This is a genomic window from Streptococcus sp. 27098_8_74 (assembly GCF_041431705.1).
GTDB lineage: Bacteria > Bacillota > Bacilli > Lactobacillales > Streptococcaceae > Streptococcus > Streptococcus salivarius_E.
In genome coordinates this window covers 1-17728 of the sequence record NZ_JAPVYF010000002.1, presented here as the reverse complement: position 1 = coordinate 17728, position 17728 = coordinate 1, and the positions used below count along the sequence as shown (strand labels likewise).

The following is a 17728-nucleotide window of genomic DNA, read 5'->3' as shown; positions in this document are numbered from 1 at the left end:
CTTTGAGCAAACGATTTTGAGATATAGTTGAAAATCTGCTTTTCTGAATCTCCGGACAAACAAAAAGAGAACCAGATTGGTTCTCCTTTAATCTCTTTAGTATTTCAAATAACGGCGCATTGCCATACGTGACCCAATCGAACCGATAATGATACCGACTGCAAAGAGGGTTCCGATAACCGCATAGACAAACCACTCTGGATCATACATCGAAATACCACCTTTGACAAAATCAGGGTTCAAAGATGAGTAAACCATGTGATACAAAAGATAAATAAGGCCAGAAGGAATGATAGCACCAAGTGCACCAATCCAAGCACCCTCCATCAAGTAGGGACGACGAATATATGAATTCTTAGCACCTACCAAACGCATGATTTGAATTTCAGTCGCACGTGACATAATGGTAATACGGATGGTATTTGAAATCAATAGGACAGCCACAATCGTTAAAAGAGCTGTGGCAATGATTCCCCAAAATTGAACACGTTTCATAGTAGACATCAGAATTTCGGTATCTGACCCACCAAAGTTAGCATTATCAACGCCCTGAATGGCTTTAGCTTCCTTAGCAACTCGACTGACATCATCTGGTGATTTCGTTTGAACGATGTAAACATCAGATAGTGGGTTAGCATCCCCAGTCGCTGTCTCGAAACTTGACCCCATTGTTTCAATGAGTTGTTTCTTTTGTTCTTCTTTGCTAGAGAAGGTAACCTTATCTACACCTTTGATTTTGGTCAAAGCATCATAAATCTTATGGTAGTCTTTATTAGCTACAATCTGTCCAGAAAGTTCCTTGACTGTTTTCGAGGCATCTGATGAATCTGGATCCAAATAGACATTGACCTGAATGTTCTTTTCAATATCTGAAGCCAATTTCTGTGTATTCAAGATAACAGAGCCAAAGACACCTAAAAGTGAAAGAACAATCATTACCGAAAATACTGCCGTAAGTGTCGACAACAAATTACGTTTGAGATTCTTAATCGATTCTCCTAAATGGCGGAAAAAGCGTCTAATCATGGTAACCGTACTCTCCTTCCTCTTCATCACGAACAATACGTCCTTCTTCAATCGCTACGACACGATGACGAAGGTTATTAACGATAGTTGAGTTATGGGTTGCCATTATAATGGTAGTCCCTTGCAAGTTAATACGTTCAAGGACTTGCATAATTTCCCATGAAATTTCTGGGTCCAAGTTCCCTGTTGGTTCATCCGCAATCAACACTTTTGGATTATTGACGATAGCACGCGCAATAGCGACACGTTGTTGCTCACCACCAGACAATTGATTTGGGAATGAACGCATCTTGTGTTTAAGACCAACCAACTCGAGAACCTCTGTCACCCGTTTCTTGATATGACGAGGTTTCTCACCAATAACTTCCATGGCATATGCAACGTTTTCAAAAGCCGTTTTCTTTGGAAGGAGTTTATAATCCTGGAAAACAACTCCAATAGAACGTCTCAAGAGTGGAACATCTTTCTTACGAAGTCGAGTTAAATCAAACTCTCCAACCTTCATAGAGCCACTCGTTAATTTTTCTTCTTGGTAGAACAAGCGAATTAAACTTGATTTACCAGCACCAGAAGGGCCGACTAAGTAAACAAACTCCCCAGAGTTAACAGACAAATCAATGTGTCTAAGGGCTGTTGTTGACTTATCATACTTCTTAGTAACATCTTTTAATTCAATAAGAGCCATAATGTCAGTATTCAACTACTAAAATAGCTGAAGCCTTCCTTTCATTGAGATAGAATATCTAAATACTTAAAAATAGTATATCGTTACTATTCTTCCATACGCCACTTGAGGTAGGCATCGATGAAGCCTTCAATATCTCCATCCATTACCTTATCAACCTGGGCAACTTCATAGCCTGTACGGTGATCTTTAACCATGGTATATGGCGTGAAAACGTATGAGCGAATTTGGCTTCCCCAAGTGATTTCTTTCTTATCACCTTTCAAAGCATTCACTTCTTCTGCTTTCTTTTCTTGCTCCATTTGATAGAGCTTAGCTTGAAGCATCTTCATCGCACGGTCGCGGTTTCCGTATTGTGTACGGTCGACCGTTGAAGCTACAACAATACCTGTTGGAATGTGGGTCAAACGCACACCTGTAGACACTTTGTTGACGTTCTGACCACCAGCACCACCTGAGCGGAATGTATCCATCTTGATGTCATCATCACGAATCTCAACTTCAATGGTGTCATCCAATTCAGGCATGACTTCCACTGATGTAAATGAGGTATGACGACGTTTGGCAGAGTCAAATGGTGAAATACGAACCAAACGGTGGACACCCATTTCTGACTTGAGGAAACCATAAGCATTAGGTCCTTCAAAAGCAAGGGTTACAGATTTGATTCCAGCCTCATCACCCGCCTGATAATCCAAAGTTTCGACCTTGAAACCTTTGGCGTTTCCATAACGTTGGTACATACGGAGCAACATATCAGCCCAGTCTTGAGCTTCTGTCCCACCAGAGCCTGGGTGAATTTCCAGGATGGCATTGTTATGGTCATATGGTTCAGACAAGAGCAATGTCATCTCGTAACTTGTCATAATCTTATCAAGTTTTTCGAGTGTTTCTTCAAGCTCTTCTTGAACACTATCATCTTCTTCCAACATTTCTAAATAAAGCTCTGTCTCGTCAGAGAGTTCTTGCATATTGTTGAAAATTTCATATTTCATTTTGAGCTCATTTAACTCTTGTGAGGTCTTTTGAGCTGCAATATTATCATTCCAAAAATCTGGCTCAGTCATTCGGTTTTCGAGGAGCGCAATGTCCTCTTCCAAACGATCTAAGTCAAAGAGACCTCCCGAAGCTCACGAGCTTCTCTTGATTTTCAGAGATTTTTTGGCGAATTTCTGCCACTTCCATGGATAGGTTTCCTCCATTTTATAGTATTATGCTTAATTCTAGCATAAATCACTTAAATTTGCCATTTTGCACACACAAGCTCCCACTCTGCTTGGGATTCTTCATCCTTAGGTGACAGTTCCCTCATGTAATCTAACATAGCCTCATCGGGTTTCTTAACAATCTCACCGAGAGCCCAAATGGCCGTCGCCGTATGAATGGGATTATTATTCTTATCAATTATCTCCATCAGTTTGACAATAGCATTGCGATCATGTAGGTTAGCCAAGGCAATAATAGCATTGCGTTGAAGAATATTCTTTCCGCGCCATGAACCGGCAATCATCCCAAATTTCTCCTTGAAGGATTTGTTGGTCAGCTCAAGAAAAGGAAGTAATTCGGGCATGGCAAGGTCAGGATCAATGTCCGAAGCCAGTGGATTATCGATACCTCTGTTATATGGACAGGAAATCTGACAAATGTCACAACCATAGATAACAGTCTTTATCTTCTTTCGAAACTCCATATCCATCATGCCTTTATCCTGTGTTTGAAAGGATAGGCAACGACGGGCATTCATAGTTCCATCGCCGATGAGACAAGAGGTCGGACAGGCATCCAGACAACGACGGCAATCCCCACAACCATAATCAACTTCTTGGTCTGGTTCAATCTCTAGATTAGTGATAAGCTCGCCAAGATACATGTAGGACCCGTATTCTTTCGAAATAACTAGTCCATTCTTTCCGATAAAGCCAATACCAGCTCGCTTGGCCACTGCTGTATCGACCAGAGCTCCAGTGTCCACCATACCTTTATATTCGAAGTTTTCCGTCAATTTTTCAATGCCTTCTGCCAAGCGTTTTAGTTTGTCCTGCAAAACATAGTGATAATCTAGACCCCATGAATTTGGAGTGATTTTACCACGCTTATATTCTGTTTTTTGGGGTTGTTGTGGCAGCTTATGCGGATAGGCAACTGCAATGGAAATGATGGTTTTAGCTGATTCCAAGGTCAACTTAGGATAAATACGCTCTTCAATATTTTTATGTTCAAAACCTGTTGTTCGCCCTTCTTCGACACCAAGTCGAAGGGATTTTTCCAGATAGGCAAAATCATCAGCGGTTGTAAAACCAATTTTTGAGATGCCAATTTCCTTGGCCATCTTTTGTATTTCTAACTTGATATCCATATTCTTATCATAATGAAAATGTAGTCCAAGGGCAAGTATTTTCCATCATCTTCATTTAGAGACAAGCCTTAACCTTTTTGTTACAATGTTTTTATGACAAGACTTGCAGTAATGAGTGATTTACATATTGATTTGAATCACTTTGAAACATATGAAATCGATACTCTAATAAAGTGCCTAAAAGATCAAGAAGTTAGCCATCTCCATATCGCTGGTGATATTTCTAACCATTATTATGCTGACACAAAACCTTTCCTACGAAAACTGTCCAAGGCGGTCAAGGTTACCTATAATTTAGGCAATCATGATATGCTTGATTTAGATGATGAGCTTATTGATAATCTTGATTTTCAGGTGATTGATTTAGGAAGTAAGACCTTATTGGCTTTTCACGGGTGGTATGATTATTCCTATTCTGATGAAAATTTGGAAAAGATTCTTAATCGTAAGAAGCAACTCTGGTTCGACCGTCGACTTAAGCGTTTAGATACTGATCCGGAAATCTGTCAAAGGAGTCTCAAGAAGCTAGATAATATCTTAAGTGAATTAGACACTAGTAACCTTATAGTTGCCATGCACTTCGTTCCTCATAGTCGTTTCACCATGACGCACGAACGTTTTAAACCTTTTAACGCTTATTTGGGATCTGAACAATTCCATCAGATTTTCGCCAAACATGGTGTTAAAGATGTTGTTTTTGGTCATGCCCACCGCAGTTATGGGAGGGTAACTATTGACGGTGTAACCTATCACTCGCGTCCTCTTGGATACCGACGAGAATGGGACTTAACCATTGACTTTGTTTCCAATCATCCCGAACTCAATCCTACTGGAACATGGAACCTCTCCAAGCGTTACAACCTAGTCAAGAAACGACAAGAGTTTTTAGAATATGAAAAAAAGGAACTAGCAAATGAGTTCCTTTCCTCTATGACACTATTCGATTTGTAGAACGACTCTTATGGGAGTCGTTTTTTTAGTCGATGAAAAATCCCTGCTTTTGAAGATCCTTCAAGGTATTAGCACGATTGGCAACGGATTTATCCATGGTCTTAGCAATCTGAGTCGTAAATTCATCAACCCTATTATTGAGATCGCGGAGATCATAATACTCATGGACTTCAGCGTCGTAATCTTTTAGCTCCTCCAAGGGATTTTCTAAATCCTGATAATAATTTTCCATATGGATAACGTGACGTGGCAAACGAGGTTTAAGCTGTGGTTCCTGATCTGGCCAACCAACTGCTAGGCCTACTGCTGGATAGACATACTTTGGAAGTTTGAGAAGCTCCGAAAGCTTGGCATTATCATTCAAGATACTACCCAAATAAACTGTTCCCATGCCTAAACTCTCAGCAGCTACTACCACATTTTGAGCAGCAATCATTGCATCTGAAAAGGCCGAGATAAAGCGTTCGGGACTACCTTGCACCAAGGCTTCAGCGCCCTTTGCCTCTGCAATCAAAGTATTACGTCTTTGGTCTACAACAAATACAAAAAGATGCCCAGCATTTGGAATATAAGGCTGATTCGCAATTTCAGCAATTTCTTCCTTCAATTTTTGATCAGTAATACTGATAATCGAATAGGATTGTCTAAAATTACTAGTTGCCGTATGTCTGGCAACATCAACCAGAAGGTCAACTTCTTCCTGTGTCAAAGCTAGAGGTTTAAATTGGCGAATACTACGATGATTAAGTTGCGTCTTAATAGTTTCGTTCATGGCTTTCTCCTTACCTAGTGACTACTTTACTTTAATTATAAACAAGACAGTTGGCGAATTCAAGATTTGATAAGAAAAAGCCAGAGACTTAATCTCTGACTCTTATTTGTTAAATAGCATTCTTATCTTTGCCAAGGGCACGTTGACCAGCCTTAACCAATTCAACAAGTACCACAATCAAGAAAGAACCCACAATAACTGCAAGCCATTGTGTCAGACTCAGGTGTGACACATGGAAAAGGTTATTAAATCCAGGAACTACAATAGTTGCCATCAAAAGAACGAAGGCCACTGGAATTGCCCAGTTGAAAGTCTTGTTTCTAAAGAGACCAACTTTAAAGACTGATTGATAAACTGATTTAACGTTAAAGGCATGGAGCAACTGGATTAATCCAAGTGTGGCAAAGGCCATTGTAAGGGCATCCGCATGAATTTCTGCTTGCGTATGGTGCTCTGGGAAGGCAAGGCCCCAACCATATACTGCAAGAACAAGGATAGTTTGGAAGACACCTTGATACATAATCGCTCCGAAGACACCACCATCAAAGAAGTTTGATTGGCGACCACGAGGTTTGTGAGTCATAATACCTGGTTCAGCTGGCTCAACCCCAAGTGCGATAGCTGGAAGTGTATCAGTGACTAGGTTAATCCATAGAAGGTGTACTGGTTGAAGCACATCCCAACCAAACAGTGTAGCAAAGAAGATAATGAAGACTTCGGCCATGTTGGCTGACAAGAGGTATTGGATTGATTTTTGAATATTTGAGAAGACCTTACGTCCTTCTTCTACGGCAACGATAATTGTCGCAAAGTTATCATCGGCAAGAACCATATCTGAAGCACCCTTAGAAACCTCTGTACCTGTAATTCCCATACCGATACCAATATCAGCTGTTTTAAGTGAAGGCGCATCATTAACCCCATCACCTGTCATGGCAACAACCTTGCCATCATTTTGCCAAGCCTTAACGATACGAACCTTGTGTTCAGGAGACACACGCGCATAGACAGAGTACTGTTTGAAGACTTTTTGGAATTCTTCATCAGAAAGCTCATTAAGCTCAGCGCCAGTAAAGACATGATCTTCCGTATCATTTGGATCGATGATACCAAGACGCTTAGCGATTGCTTCTGCTGTATCTTGGTGGTCACCTGTGATCATAATTGGACGGATTCCCGCTTCTTTAGCGACACGGACAGCCTCTGCTGCTTCTGGACGTTCTGGGTCAATCATACCTACCAAACCTGAGAAAATCAAATCAGACTCAACAACTGCAGATTCCAAGGTAGGAATGTCATTCGTTGTCTTATAAGCCATCATCAAGACACGAAGGGCTTGTTTTGCCAAGTCCTTATTAGTTGCAAGGATAGCTTGTTTATCTTCATCTGTGATAGGACGGACCTCACCATTGATTTCAATACGAGTCACACGTTTGAGCAATTGGTCAGGCGCACCTTTAACGGCTACAAAGTATGTACCATCCGCTTCTTTGTGGATAGTAGACATGAGCTTACGGTCAGAGTCAAATGGCAATTCTGCCACACGAGGCTCTGATTTTAAGATGTCACGCACATCAAAATTGTGGTCCAAACCAAATTGAACAAGAGCTGTTTCTGTTGGATCCCCGATCAATTTACCATCAGGGTCCACCTTTGTATCATTGGCAAAGTTCATAATACGAAGGGTTGTATTGTCAGCACCAAGTTCCGTAGAAGCGTTTTGCAATTGACCGTTTGTATAGATTTTTTCAACAGTCATTTGGTTCATGGTTAAGGTACCAGTCTTATCAGATGCGATAATTTCTGTTGAACCAAGGGTTTCAACAGCTGGCAATTTACGAACAATCGAATTGCGTTTAGCAAGGGTCGTTGTCCCAAGTGACAAAAGAATGGTTACAATGGCAGGCAAACCTTCAGGAATGGCTGCAACCGCAAGAGCAACGGCAACCATCAAGCCTTCAAGGGGCTGTTCGCCACGAATGAAGACACTAACCAAGAATGTCACCAAAGCAATAGCGACAATCAGATAGGTCAAGGTCTTAGACAATTGCTCCAAGCTTTGTTTCAATGGCGTTTGTGATTCGTCCGCATTAGCCAACATATCGGCAATCTTACCGACCTCAGTATACATACCAGTATTGGTTACAACTCCAGTACCACGACCATAAGTAACGTTAGAGTTTTGGTAACCCATATTCACACGGTCACCGATACCCGCCTCTGCTTCAACTGTCTCGGTAACGTCCTTTTCAACTGGAACGGATTCACCGGTAAGGGCTGCTTCTTCAATCTTAAGTGAGGCAGCTTCGAGCAAGCGCATATCCGCAGGAACAACATCACCTGCTTCAAGCAAGACGATATCTCCAGGAACCAATTCGCGTGAATCAATTTCAACGACATGGCCATCACGGCGCACACGAGCCATAGGGCTAGACATGTTTTTGAGGGCTTCAATAGCCGCTTCTGCTTGTCCTTCTTGATAAACACCAAAGGCTGCATTCAAAACAACAACGGCTAAAATAATGCAGGCATCCGTCAAACCATGCATACCTTCTGTAATAACAGAAAGGGCGGCAGCGACAAGCAAGATGATAATCATCAAATCTTTAAACTGATCGATGAATTTTGACAAGAGGCTGCGTTTTTCACCTTCATCCAACTCGTTATAGCCATAGGCATCTAAACGTTCCTTGGCTTGTGCAGTAGACAAACCATCAACAGAAGTGTCCAAGTTTTTTAGGACTTCTTCCTCTCCTTGTGTGTAAAACAAGGTTTTACTTTGTTCTTTAGACAAAATAATCTCCTCCTTCTATATAGGGAAAAATGGCTAACAAGACTCTTTTTATATAAAAAATCATACAAAAAGAGACTTGTTTAATAAAAAACAAGTCTCGCTGTTTAAGAATATGCCGGAAATATAAAATTTCGTAATGACGACATAATCGCAACTGTTAATCAAATCTCATGATTACAGTCACCTGCTACTCCCTTATTTGTACTAAACATTTTATCATAAATTATTCTTTATTCAAGCAAAATGATTCTATTTTTTCAAAAATTAAAACCAAGAAACTTCTAATTCATAATCAGCAAAAACATCTTCTGTTTCTGGATGTTTCAATTGATAATGAATATCAACTGTCTGTCCATTAGAGTCATGGGCAAATAAACTAGTGTCTGTCAGAAAATGCTGGGTACCAAGCGGTGTCGGAATGTGGACCAAGGCAGGTACTTTAGCAGAAAAACGCATAATGGATTTAGGATTAGAAAAGCGTGTCATCACTAGCTCATCCTGATTCAACTTAATAACCACTTTTTCTTTCTCGGAATTATGATGAACAAGATAGGTATAATCCCCTTTTTCCATAACCTCACAAGTGTGGATTTCTTCGATAATTTCCGTTTGATCGCCTACTTTAATTTTGTTTTTGATTTTAATTTCCATTGATTACTCCTTTCTGTTCTATAACTACTTTTTACTTAAGACGATAGCAACTCTAACCTCAAAGAGAGTTTCAACATTGCGTTTACCCTTTCTGCTTCAAGTAAACCACCTGGGTTTGTTTGACAAAGCCAATCTTTTCATACAAGCGTTTGGCACCTACATTGCTATCTTCCACTGCAATTTGGAAGGACTTGTCATTTTGCGCAATGAGTTGATTGACGACTGATTTTGCCAGATAGCTTCCATAGCCTTGGCCACGATAGGCTTCTGCTACGGCAAGTCCATAAAGGTAGTTGCTATTCCCAGATAAATCGACCGTACAAACTCCAATCACTTGACCTTCTTTGATGAGGATGTAAAGTAGGCCATCAGAGTCCTTCAATGCCTCTGTAATGTATCTGCGACTTACTTCGAGTGTTTGCTCTGCATCAGAAAAGGCTTGGTGGTGGAGATGGGCAATTGCATCTAGGTAAGAAGGTTCAGCTAAGAGCACCTTGACATCTGAACAGGAATCCAGAGCATATGGTGTTCTGTCTCTCCCTAGCCAGGTTTCCGTCTCTTCATCTTCAACCAAATCCCAATGACTTGCCAAATCAGGATGATGATCGAGAAAAACACGCTCCGTCTGAAAGGTCACTGAGCGAATAGGGTAAGATGCCATTTCTTTTTCAAAGCTTCTATACATCGCATGGGCAATACCCTCGCGACGATGACTAGGGTCCACTAGGATGCTCACTTCAATGTCTTCATCATCCGCATAAACCGTTAATAAGCCAAGCAACTCTCCCTCTTGACAATAGAGGAAAAAGGCCGGCATATTGGAATCAAAATTAAGCATATTGGAGAGATAAGGTTCTCGAAAGGTTTGATCATGGGCTTGGCAGCTAGCAATCAATGCTTTTGCTGACTTCCGTTCTTGCTCCGTCAATTGGTTGGTTGCTCGAATCACTTTATCTCTCCTTTATTTGTCTGACCTTATTTTACCAATTAAAAAGCATTTGGGCAATTCTTACCTAATCTACTTCTTTAAAGAGACAATAATACTTTTCTCAGGAAGAACTATGACAAAGCGCCTAAATTTTAGTAAAATAGAAGGGAAACTAACTAAACGAAACAGGTAATTATTATGTCTATTAAACTTATTGCTGTTGATATTGATGGAACGCTTTTAAATAGCCAACGTCAAGTTACACCGGAAGTCTTTCAAGCGATTCAAGATGCTAAAGCTGCTGGTGTAAAGGTTGTTATTGCGACTGGTCGCCCTATTCCAGGAGTACTTCCACTTCTTGAAGAGCTTAACCTCAACCAAGACGGAGATTATGTTATCACCTTCAATGGTGGGCTTGTCCAAGAGACTTCTACTGGTAATGAATTGATCCGTGAGACACTTTCATACGAAGACTATCTTGACATTGAGGTTTTGGCTAATAAGCTTGGCGTTCATTCTCACGCTATTACTAAAGATGGTATCTACACAAGTAATCGAAACATTGGTCGCTACACAGTTCATGAATCTACACTTGTTCATATGCCAATTTACTACCGTACACCTGAAGAGGTAGTTGACAAGGAATTTGTTAAGGCCATGTATATTGATGAACCTGAAGTCCTCGATGCAGCCATTGCCAAACTTCCACAAGAATTTTATGACCGCTTTACCATTGTAAAATCAACACCATTTTACCTAGAAATTCTCAAGAAAACAGCCAATAAAGGGATTGCTGTAACCCATCTTGCTGAAAAACTCGGTTTTTCTAAAGAAGAGACTATGGCTATCGGTGATGAAGAAAATGACCGTGCTATGCTTGAAGTCGTCGGCTCTCCTGTTGTTATGGAAAATGGTAATCCTGAATTGAAGAAAATTGCGAAACACATCACAAAATCAAATGATGAATCTGGTGTCGCTTACGCTATTAGAAAGTGGGTTCTAGAATAATATGTATACCTATAAAACTGGACTCAGTACTTCTGAGCATGACCGCTTTGTTATAGACAGTCCTCAAACGAATTTATTACAGAGTAGTTCATGGGCAAAAATCAAAGATAGTTGGGGAAATGATCGCCTTGGTTTCTACCAGGACGGTAATCTCGTTGCTGTCGCTAGTATCCTTATTCAGCCACTCCCTCTTGGCTTTTCTATGATTTATATCCCTCGTGGACCTATTATGGACTATCAAGATAAAGAGTTGCTCGCCTTTGTTATGGCTTCGCTTAAAAAATATGCCAAAACAAAGCGTGCCCTCTTTGTGAAATTTGACCCTAGCCTCTTTGTGACTAAAAACTTGATTTCACAAGAAGCTGAAATCCGTAAAGAGACTATGGCAATTGCCAAAGACATCCAAGCTCTTGGTATTGAATGGACAGGCCTCACTGAAGATATGGCTGAGAATATCCAACCTCGCTTCCAGGCTAATATCCATAAGGAAGATTTCACTGAGGAACAACTCTCTAAGAGTACCAAGCAGGCTGTTCGTACTGCTCGAAACAAGGGGATTTCAGTCCAATTTGGTGGCACTGAGCTTCTTGAACAATTCGCATCTTTGATGAAGAAGACAGAGGCCCGTAAGAACATCCACCTTCGTGGCATTGATTATTATGAAAAGTTGTTGACTACCTACCCAGAATCTTCTTACATTACACTCTCAACTCTTGATTTACCAGCTCGTCTCAAAGACCTCAATAAGCAACTCGAAAAGAACCTTGCTGATGCAGCTAAGTTCACTGAAAAAACTAAACCAGGAAAAATCGAGAACAATAAACAAGAGCACAAGAGACTTAAAGAGGAAATTGACTTTCTTCAAGAAAAAGTTGATGCTGGAAATAAGACGGTCCCACTCTCTGGTACACTCGTTCTCGAATTTGGCAAGACGTCTGAGAATATCTATGCAGGAATGGATGAAGATTACCGCCGTTATCAACCGGCTATCCTGACATGGTATGAAACAGCTAATCACGCTTTTGAGCGTGGTGCTGAGTGGCAAAACATGGGAGGAATTGAAAATTCACTAGATGGTGGTTTGTATAATTTCAAGTCCAAATTTAACCCACGTATTGAACAATTCATTGGGGAATTCAATCTTCCAGTTAGCCCTCTATACGGACCAGCCAATTTTGCCTATAAACTCCGTAAGAAATTACGTAGCAAACATTAATAATATATAAAATGAGACTCCATCTTGGAAGTCTCATTTTTTGATGATAACTTAGCCTTTATCAGGAATAACCTTAAAGAGATAATAAGTGATGAAGACCGTCAGGCAAAAGAGTCCGATTTTCACCCAAAAGATAGGTGCAAAAAAGATTGAAATTCCCATTAAAACATATATTTGGATGATAATCTTTTTCTTTCGTTCTTTGGCAATTGATTTGGTTTCTCGAAAATCGGCTACATAACTTTGATACAGCTTAGTTTGATATAACCATTTCTCAAAACGTTTGGAACTTCTAGCAAAGCAAGCAATGGCTAAAAGTAGAAAAGGTGTTGTGGGTAAGATAGGAAGAGGAATCCCAAGAATTCCCAAACCGAGCGAGACAAACCCTAACGAGAGATAAATTACTTTCATAAATACATTCCTTTTAAAAAGCTGCACTAAACGCATTAGTGCAGCTCTTCTGCTATTTTTAAATGTCTGTCAGTGGAGTCGCTGTGTCCGGTGAGGTATCACAAACTTTAAAGTCAGTTCCAACACCAAAGTCAGCACGTGCCAACTGATTTTCCATCGTCATGTGGGCCAACTCCTTGATATTATTTTCTTTAGAAAGGTGACCCAAGTAGATCTTTTTAGTTTTATTACCGATGGTACGAATCATAGCATCCGCTCCATCTTCATTACACAAGTGACCTTGATCAGAGAGAATACGTTGCTTGGTTGACCAAGGATATGAACCTGCTCTAAGGATTTCAACATCATGATTGGACTCAATCAGATAGCCGTCGGCATTCTCAATAATACCTGCCATACGATCAGAAACATAACCCGTATCCGTCAACATAACGAAACTCTTTCCATCTTTCATAAAGCGATAGAACTGTGGATCAATAGCATCGTGACTAACTCCAAAAGACTCAATATCAATGTCTCCAAAGGTCAGAAGCTTATCACGAGAAAAAACATGTTTCTGGCTATTATCAATCTTACCAAGCATATTTTTACTATCCATAATTTGCCAGGTTTTCTCGTTGGCGTATATATCCATGCCATATTTACGAGCTAAAACGCCTACACCATGGATGTGATCCTTGTGTTCATGCGTTACTAAGATTGCATCCAAATCACTCGGATCACGATCAATCTCAGCTAGCAAACTTGTGATTTTCTTACCAGACAAACCAGCATCTACAAGAATCTTCTTCTCTGGAGTTTCCAAGTAAAAGGAATTACCAGTTGACCCTGAAGCCAAAATACTATATTTAAACCCTAAATCTGAGGTCATTTCTACTACATCTCCCATTCATCAACCATCATGGCATCCTTGTCATATGGAAGCACAATTGTAAAAGTTGAACCCTTACCATACTCACTTTTAGCCCAAATAAAGCCCTTATGTTGTTTAATAATTTCTTTTGCAATGGACAAGCCTAGACCAGTTCCACCCTGGGCACGACTTCTGGCCTTATCAACACGGTAAAAACGGTCAAAAATCAAAGGCAAATCTTTCTTAGGAATACCCAAACCTTGGTCAGAAATAGAAACAATCAACTGTGAATCAGTTGTCTTCATAGACACTGTAATCTTACCGCCATCAGGCGAATACTTGATAGCATTATTAAGAATATTATCCACGACCTGGGTCATCTTATCTGTATCAATCTCCACCCAAATTGAGTTTACCGGATAATCGCGAATGATTTCGTAAGTTTTACCTGTATTGGTTTCTTGACTTTTAATCTGATCAAAACGATTCAAGATATAGGTCATGAAGGCCGTGAAATTGGTCATCTCAACGTCAAGTTGGGTACTCTTATTGTCAATACGTGATAGTGCCAAGAGGTCAGAAATCATTCGCATCATACGATTGGTCTCATCCAAAGAAACTTTGATAAAGTTAGGAGCAATCTCTTCGTCGAGAGCACCATCATCAAGTGCCTCCAGATAGGATTTTACAGAAGTCAAAGGTGTACGCAACTCATGACTAACGTTTGAGACGAAGAGTCGACGTTCACGCTCTTCTTTTTCTTGCTCAGTGGCATCGTGAAGAACGGCAACCAGACCTGAGATAAAACCTGATTCTTTACGAATAAGGGCAAAATTAACACGTAAGGTCACAAACTCATCGTTGGCATCTCGACGTGACAAATGAATTTCAGGAGTCTTAGAGAGCAATTCACTATAAGTATAGGGATTTTCGCCATCTAATAAATCTAAAATGGACATCTGTGTCGCTGTTTCATAATCTAGATTCAACAAACGCTGAGCTGTGCTATTAATCATGGTAATTTGACCACGGCGATTTGTCGCAATAACTCCATCACTCATGTAAGAGAGGACTGATGATAAGCGGTTTTTTTCCTGGGCTAGATTTTCATGCGTCAAACGAAAGACATCCGATAAATCATTCAAGCTGTCAGCTAGCTCTAAAAGCTCTGGATCACCCTTTAAGCGTAACTCCTCGTTATAGTTACCTGCCATTAAGGACTTGACCCTCTTGGTCAACTTTCGAATATTTTTGACTCGTCGATAATCACGATATGCAAGAAAAATAAAGTAGAAAGCCACAAAGAGGAGCGTAAAGAGTAAGGCTAGTTCAAAGCTTGTGATGTTTAAGCCAATACTAGTCATAATTCTTCATATAATAACCAACACCACGACGCGTCAAAATATATTCAGGACGACTAGGTGTATCTTCAATTTTTTCACGGAGACGACGAATGGTTACGTCAACCGTACGAACATCACCAAAATAGTCATAACCCCAAACAGTTTCAAGTAAATGCTCACGCGTCATCACTTGTCCCATGTGAGTTGCCAGATGGAAAAGCAACTCAAATTCACGGTGTGTGAGCTCGACTTCATTTCCACGTTTTTTAGCAACAAATGCATCTGGAACAATAATCAACTCACCAATTGAAATCTCCTGCTTGCCAGAGTTAGAGCTTTCTTCTGCTGCTGTTTCAATAGTCTCTGTACGACGCAAGTGAGCTTTGATACGTGCCAACAATTCACGATTAGAAAATGGTTTCGTCACATAGTCGTCCGCCCCAATTTCTAGCCCGATAACCTTATCAAACTCGCTATCCTTAGCGGAAAGCATGATAATCGGTGTGTGACTTGTCTTTCGAATTTCCTTAGCAACTTCTAAACCATCTAGTTCAGGCAACATCAAGTCCAGGATGACCAAGTCTGGCTTTTCAGCTTCAAACTGCTCCAAAGCTTCACGACCATCAAAGGCTGTAACCACTTCATAACCTTCTTTAGTTAGATTAAACTTGATGATATCCGAAATCGGTCTTTCATCATCAACAACTAGAATTTTTTTCATATAAACACCTCATCGGTTTTCTTAAGTCATTCAATTTGTAAAGTAGAAAACTTTACGTATCAAACATATTATACCAAAAAATAGGTTAAGGACCAAGTTTCTACTATAGATATTGAGCTGATATACAAGCTTTCCTTCTTTTTTGAGATACCTTTGCAATGTGTAATCGGTTAAAAGGCGAACATTATGATTGAATTTTCAAACATTTTTGACATTTACCGATATATATAGTAAAATACACACTTGTTGTTACATATATAAATGTAAAATTTTAGGAGGCTCTTATGGCACTTATCGAATTTAAAAATGTCAATAAATATTACGGAGATTATCATGCACTTCGTGACATTAATCTAGAAATTGAAAAAGGACAAGTTGTGGTTCTCTTGGGACCTTCTGGATCAGGGAAGTCTACCCTTATCCGTACAATCAACGCCTTGGAATCAATCGATAACGGTACGCTTATCGTTAACGGACATAATGTGACGGAAGCTTCTGCCAAAGATTTGGTTGAGCTTCGTAAGGAAGCGGGTATGGTATTCCAACACTTTAACCTCTACCCGCACAAAACCGTTCTTGAAAATGTTACCTTGGCACCTATCAAGGTTCTTGGAATCAGTAAGGCAGAGGCTGAAAAGACTGCTGAAAAATTCCTTCGCTACGTTAACATGTGGGACAAGAAGGATTCATACCCTGGTATGCTTTCTGGTGGGCAAAAACAACGTATCGCTATTGCACGTGGTCTTGCCATGAATCCTGAGCTCTTGCTCTTTGACGAACCAACGTCAGCCCTTGACCCAGAGACTATCGGTGACGTGCTTGCGGTTATGCAAAACCTTGCCAAAGGTGGCATGAACATGGTTGTCGTAACCCACGAAATGGGCTTCGCCCGCAGTGTGGCTGACCGTATCATTTTCATGGCTGAAGGTCAGGTTCTTGTAGACACTACGGATGTGGATGGTTTCTTCGACAATCCAACTGAACCTCGTGCAGTTCAATTCCTTTCTAAGATTATCGACCACAACTCTGATCGTGTCCAAGTGGACGCCTAAGGAGGGCTTATGTTAATCAAGAAACTTAGTCGCATTTTAGCTATCTCTGTTATAGCTTTTCTAGCAGTTCTCCTCTGGAACACCAAAAGCAGTCAGGCAGATGAAAGCAGTAAACTACTCAATAGTGCTGCAATTCAAAAAATTGTCAAAAAAGGGACACTAAACGTTGGTGTCAAACAGGATGTCCCAAACTTTGGTTACTATTCAGCCAAAACTAATACCTATCAAGGGATGGAAATTGACCTCGCTAAGAAAATTGCCAAAGAACTTAAGGTTAAGGTGAATTTTACAGCGGTTACCCCACAAACTCGTGAAGCCCTTATGGATAACGGAACTATTGACATGCTTATCGCTACTTATACCATTACAGATGAGCGTAAGGCTTCATATGCCATGTCAAATCCTTACTACTACGACCAAATCGGTTTCCTCGTTCAAACCAAATCTGGCTATAAGAAACTTTCTGACCTAAACGGTAAAACTATTGGAGTGTCTCAAGGGTCATCTGCCAAAGCTGCTGTTGAAGAGTACGCTTCAGCTAATAACCTTAAGTTTGACTACGTTCAACTTGGATCTTATCCTGAGTTAGCCGTATCACTCTATGCTTACCGTATTGACGCCTTTGCTGGTGATAAATCAATCTTGTCAGGTTACGAAAGTGATAAAACCAAGATCCTTGATGAAGGTTTCAAAACACAAGAGTACGGTATTGCTTCAAGTAAGTCTAATCAAGAGTTGATTGATTATACCAACGATTTGATTGCTAAATGGCAAAAAGATGGTAGCCTTCAAAAACTCTACGATAAGTATCACTTGAAACCAGCTAAGGCTGAAGATAAATAGAAAGGAGTCCTGAATTTATGTATCTTTTAACTGAAACGGCTAGTCCTTTCGCTCTTGAACGTTGGGCTGCTTTCTTCGCTAACTTTGGGCAATTTGCCAAAGGATTCTTTTACACTCT

Annotated in this window: 17 protein-coding genes and 1 pseudogene; 6 read left to right on the top strand and 12 right to left on the bottom strand. The window is 40.3% G+C overall.

Annotation, left to right across the window (positions count from 1 at the left end; all coding sequences use genetic code 11):
- Positions 1-96: 96 nt before the first annotated feature.
- From ftsX to queG, 4 genes are all read right to left on the bottom strand, one after another.
- Entirely contained in the window at positions 97-1026 is a 930-nt protein-coding gene (gene ftsX, locus O3670_RS00920) for a permease-like cell division protein FtsX (RefSeq protein WP_003092823.1), read from the bottom strand.
- The gene (gene ftsE, locus O3670_RS00915) at positions 1019-1711 is read right to left on the bottom strand and encodes a cell division ATP-binding protein FtsE (protein WP_013990672.1); all 693 of its coding nucleotides are present in this window, start codon (positions 1709-1711) and stop codon (positions 1019-1021) included. Before ftsE ends, ftsX begins: the two co-directional genes overlap by 8 nt.
- Before the next feature lie 86 nt (positions 1712-1797).
- Positions 1798-2896 (bottom strand): peptide chain release factor 2 gene (gene prfB / locus O3670_RS00910; RefSeq protein ID WP_371595684.1). Its coding sequence is split into 2 segments (ribosomal slippage): positions 1798-2823 and positions 2825-2896, totalling 1098 coding nucleotides; the frame shifts between segments, so codons are not numbered across the junction.
- Positions 2897-2948: 52 nt separating this feature from the next.
- Positions 2949-4067, bottom strand: a complete 1119-nt coding sequence (gene queG, locus O3670_RS00905) for a tRNA epoxyqueuosine(34) reductase QueG (RefSeq protein ID WP_371595683.1) — start codon at positions 4065-4067, stop codon at positions 2949-2951.
- Between the two features lie 93 nt (positions 4068-4160).
- On the opposite strand from queG, the gene O3670_RS00900 reads away from it, so the two are divergent.
- Entirely contained in the window at positions 4161-5018 is an 858-nt protein-coding gene (locus O3670_RS00900; RefSeq protein WP_371595682.1) for a metallophosphoesterase, read from the top strand.
- A gap of 25 nt (positions 5019-5043) precedes the next feature.
- Here the strand turns inward: O3670_RS00900 and O3670_RS00895 are convergent, their stop codons facing one another.
- The 4 genes from O3670_RS00895 to O3670_RS00880 form a co-directional block, all read right to left on the bottom strand.
- Positions 5044-5790, bottom strand: coding sequence for an NADPH-dependent oxidoreductase (locus O3670_RS00895; RefSeq protein ID WP_048675063.1), 747 nt, complete (start codon positions 5788-5790; stop codon positions 5044-5046).
- Between the two features lie 109 nt (positions 5791-5899).
- Complete coding sequence (locus O3670_RS00890; protein WP_371595681.1) at positions 5900-8584, bottom strand: cation-translocating P-type ATPase; 2685 nt, start codon at positions 8582-8584, stop codon at positions 5900-5902.
- Positions 8585-8848: 264 nt separating this feature from the next.
- Positions 8849-9235, bottom strand: a complete 387-nt coding sequence (locus O3670_RS00885) for a YwiB family protein (RefSeq protein WP_037600507.1) — start codon at positions 9233-9235, stop codon at positions 8849-8851.
- A gap of 82 nt (positions 9236-9317) precedes the next feature.
- Positions 9318-10184 carry a GNAT family N-acetyltransferase gene (locus O3670_RS00880; RefSeq protein WP_038675894.1) on the bottom strand — a complete coding sequence of 289 codons (867 nt, stop codon included), beginning with the start codon at positions 10182-10184 and terminating at the stop codon, positions 9318-9320.
- 177 nt (positions 10185-10361) lie between these two features.
- Between O3670_RS00880 and yidA the strand changes: the two genes are divergently transcribed.
- Positions 10362-11171 carry a sugar-phosphatase gene (gene yidA / locus O3670_RS00875; RefSeq protein ID WP_371595680.1) on the top strand — a complete coding sequence of 270 codons (810 nt, stop codon included), beginning with the start codon at positions 10362-10364 and terminating at the stop codon, positions 11169-11171.
- 1 nt (position 11172) lies between these two features.
- Positions 11173-12387: an aminoacyltransferase gene (locus O3670_RS00870; RefSeq protein WP_371595679.1), complete on the top strand. Its 1215-nt coding sequence runs from the start codon at positions 11173-11175 to the stop codon at positions 12385-12387.
- A gap of 51 nt (positions 12388-12438) precedes the next feature.
- On the opposite strand, the gene O3670_RS00865 is transcribed toward O3670_RS00870, so the two are convergent.
- From O3670_RS00865 to vicR, 4 genes are read right to left on the bottom strand one after another with little or no spacing between them, the layout of a single operon-like run.
- Positions 12439-12798: a YbaN family protein gene (locus O3670_RS00865; protein ID WP_371595678.1), complete on the bottom strand. Its 360-nt coding sequence runs from the start codon at positions 12796-12798 to the stop codon at positions 12439-12441.
- 58 nt (positions 12799-12856) lie between these two features.
- Positions 12857-13669 carry an exodeoxyribonuclease WalJ gene (gene walJ, locus O3670_RS00860; protein WP_371595677.1) on the bottom strand — a complete coding sequence of 271 codons (813 nt, stop codon included), beginning with the start codon at positions 13667-13669 and terminating at the stop codon, positions 12857-12859.
- A 5-nt stretch (positions 13670-13674) separates the two neighbouring features.
- Positions 13675-15015: a cell wall metabolism sensor histidine kinase VicK gene (gene vicK, locus O3670_RS00855; protein ID WP_002885062.1), complete on the bottom strand. Its 1341-nt coding sequence runs from the start codon at positions 15013-15015 to the stop codon at positions 13675-13677.
- The gene (gene vicR, locus O3670_RS00850) at positions 15008-15715 is read right to left on the bottom strand and encodes a cell wall metabolism response regulator VicR (protein ID WP_002884978.1); all 708 of its coding nucleotides are present in this window, start codon (positions 15713-15715) and stop codon (positions 15008-15010) included. The genes vicK and vicR overlap by 8 nt, the downstream gene beginning before the upstream one ends.
- A 284-nt stretch (positions 15716-15999) precedes the next feature.
- Here vicR and O3670_RS00845 point away from each other — a divergent pair, with 284 nt between their 5' ends.
- The 3 genes and pseudogenes from O3670_RS00845 to O3670_RS00835 all read left to right on the top strand — a co-directional run.
- Positions 16000-16767 (top strand): amino acid ABC transporter ATP-binding protein, encoded by a 768-nt coding sequence (locus O3670_RS00845; protein ID WP_002885036.1) that lies wholly within the window; start codon positions 16000-16002, stop codon positions 16765-16767.
- A 9-nt stretch (positions 16768-16776) separates the two neighbouring features.
- Positions 16777-17610 carry a transporter substrate-binding domain-containing protein gene (locus O3670_RS00840; protein ID WP_037611665.1) on the top strand — a complete coding sequence of 278 codons (834 nt, stop codon included), beginning with the start codon at positions 16777-16779 and terminating at the stop codon, positions 17608-17610.
- A gap of 17 nt (positions 17611-17627) precedes the next feature.
- Positions 17628-17728: pseudogene (locus O3670_RS00835) on the top strand (amino acid ABC transporter permease); the annotation flags it as partial.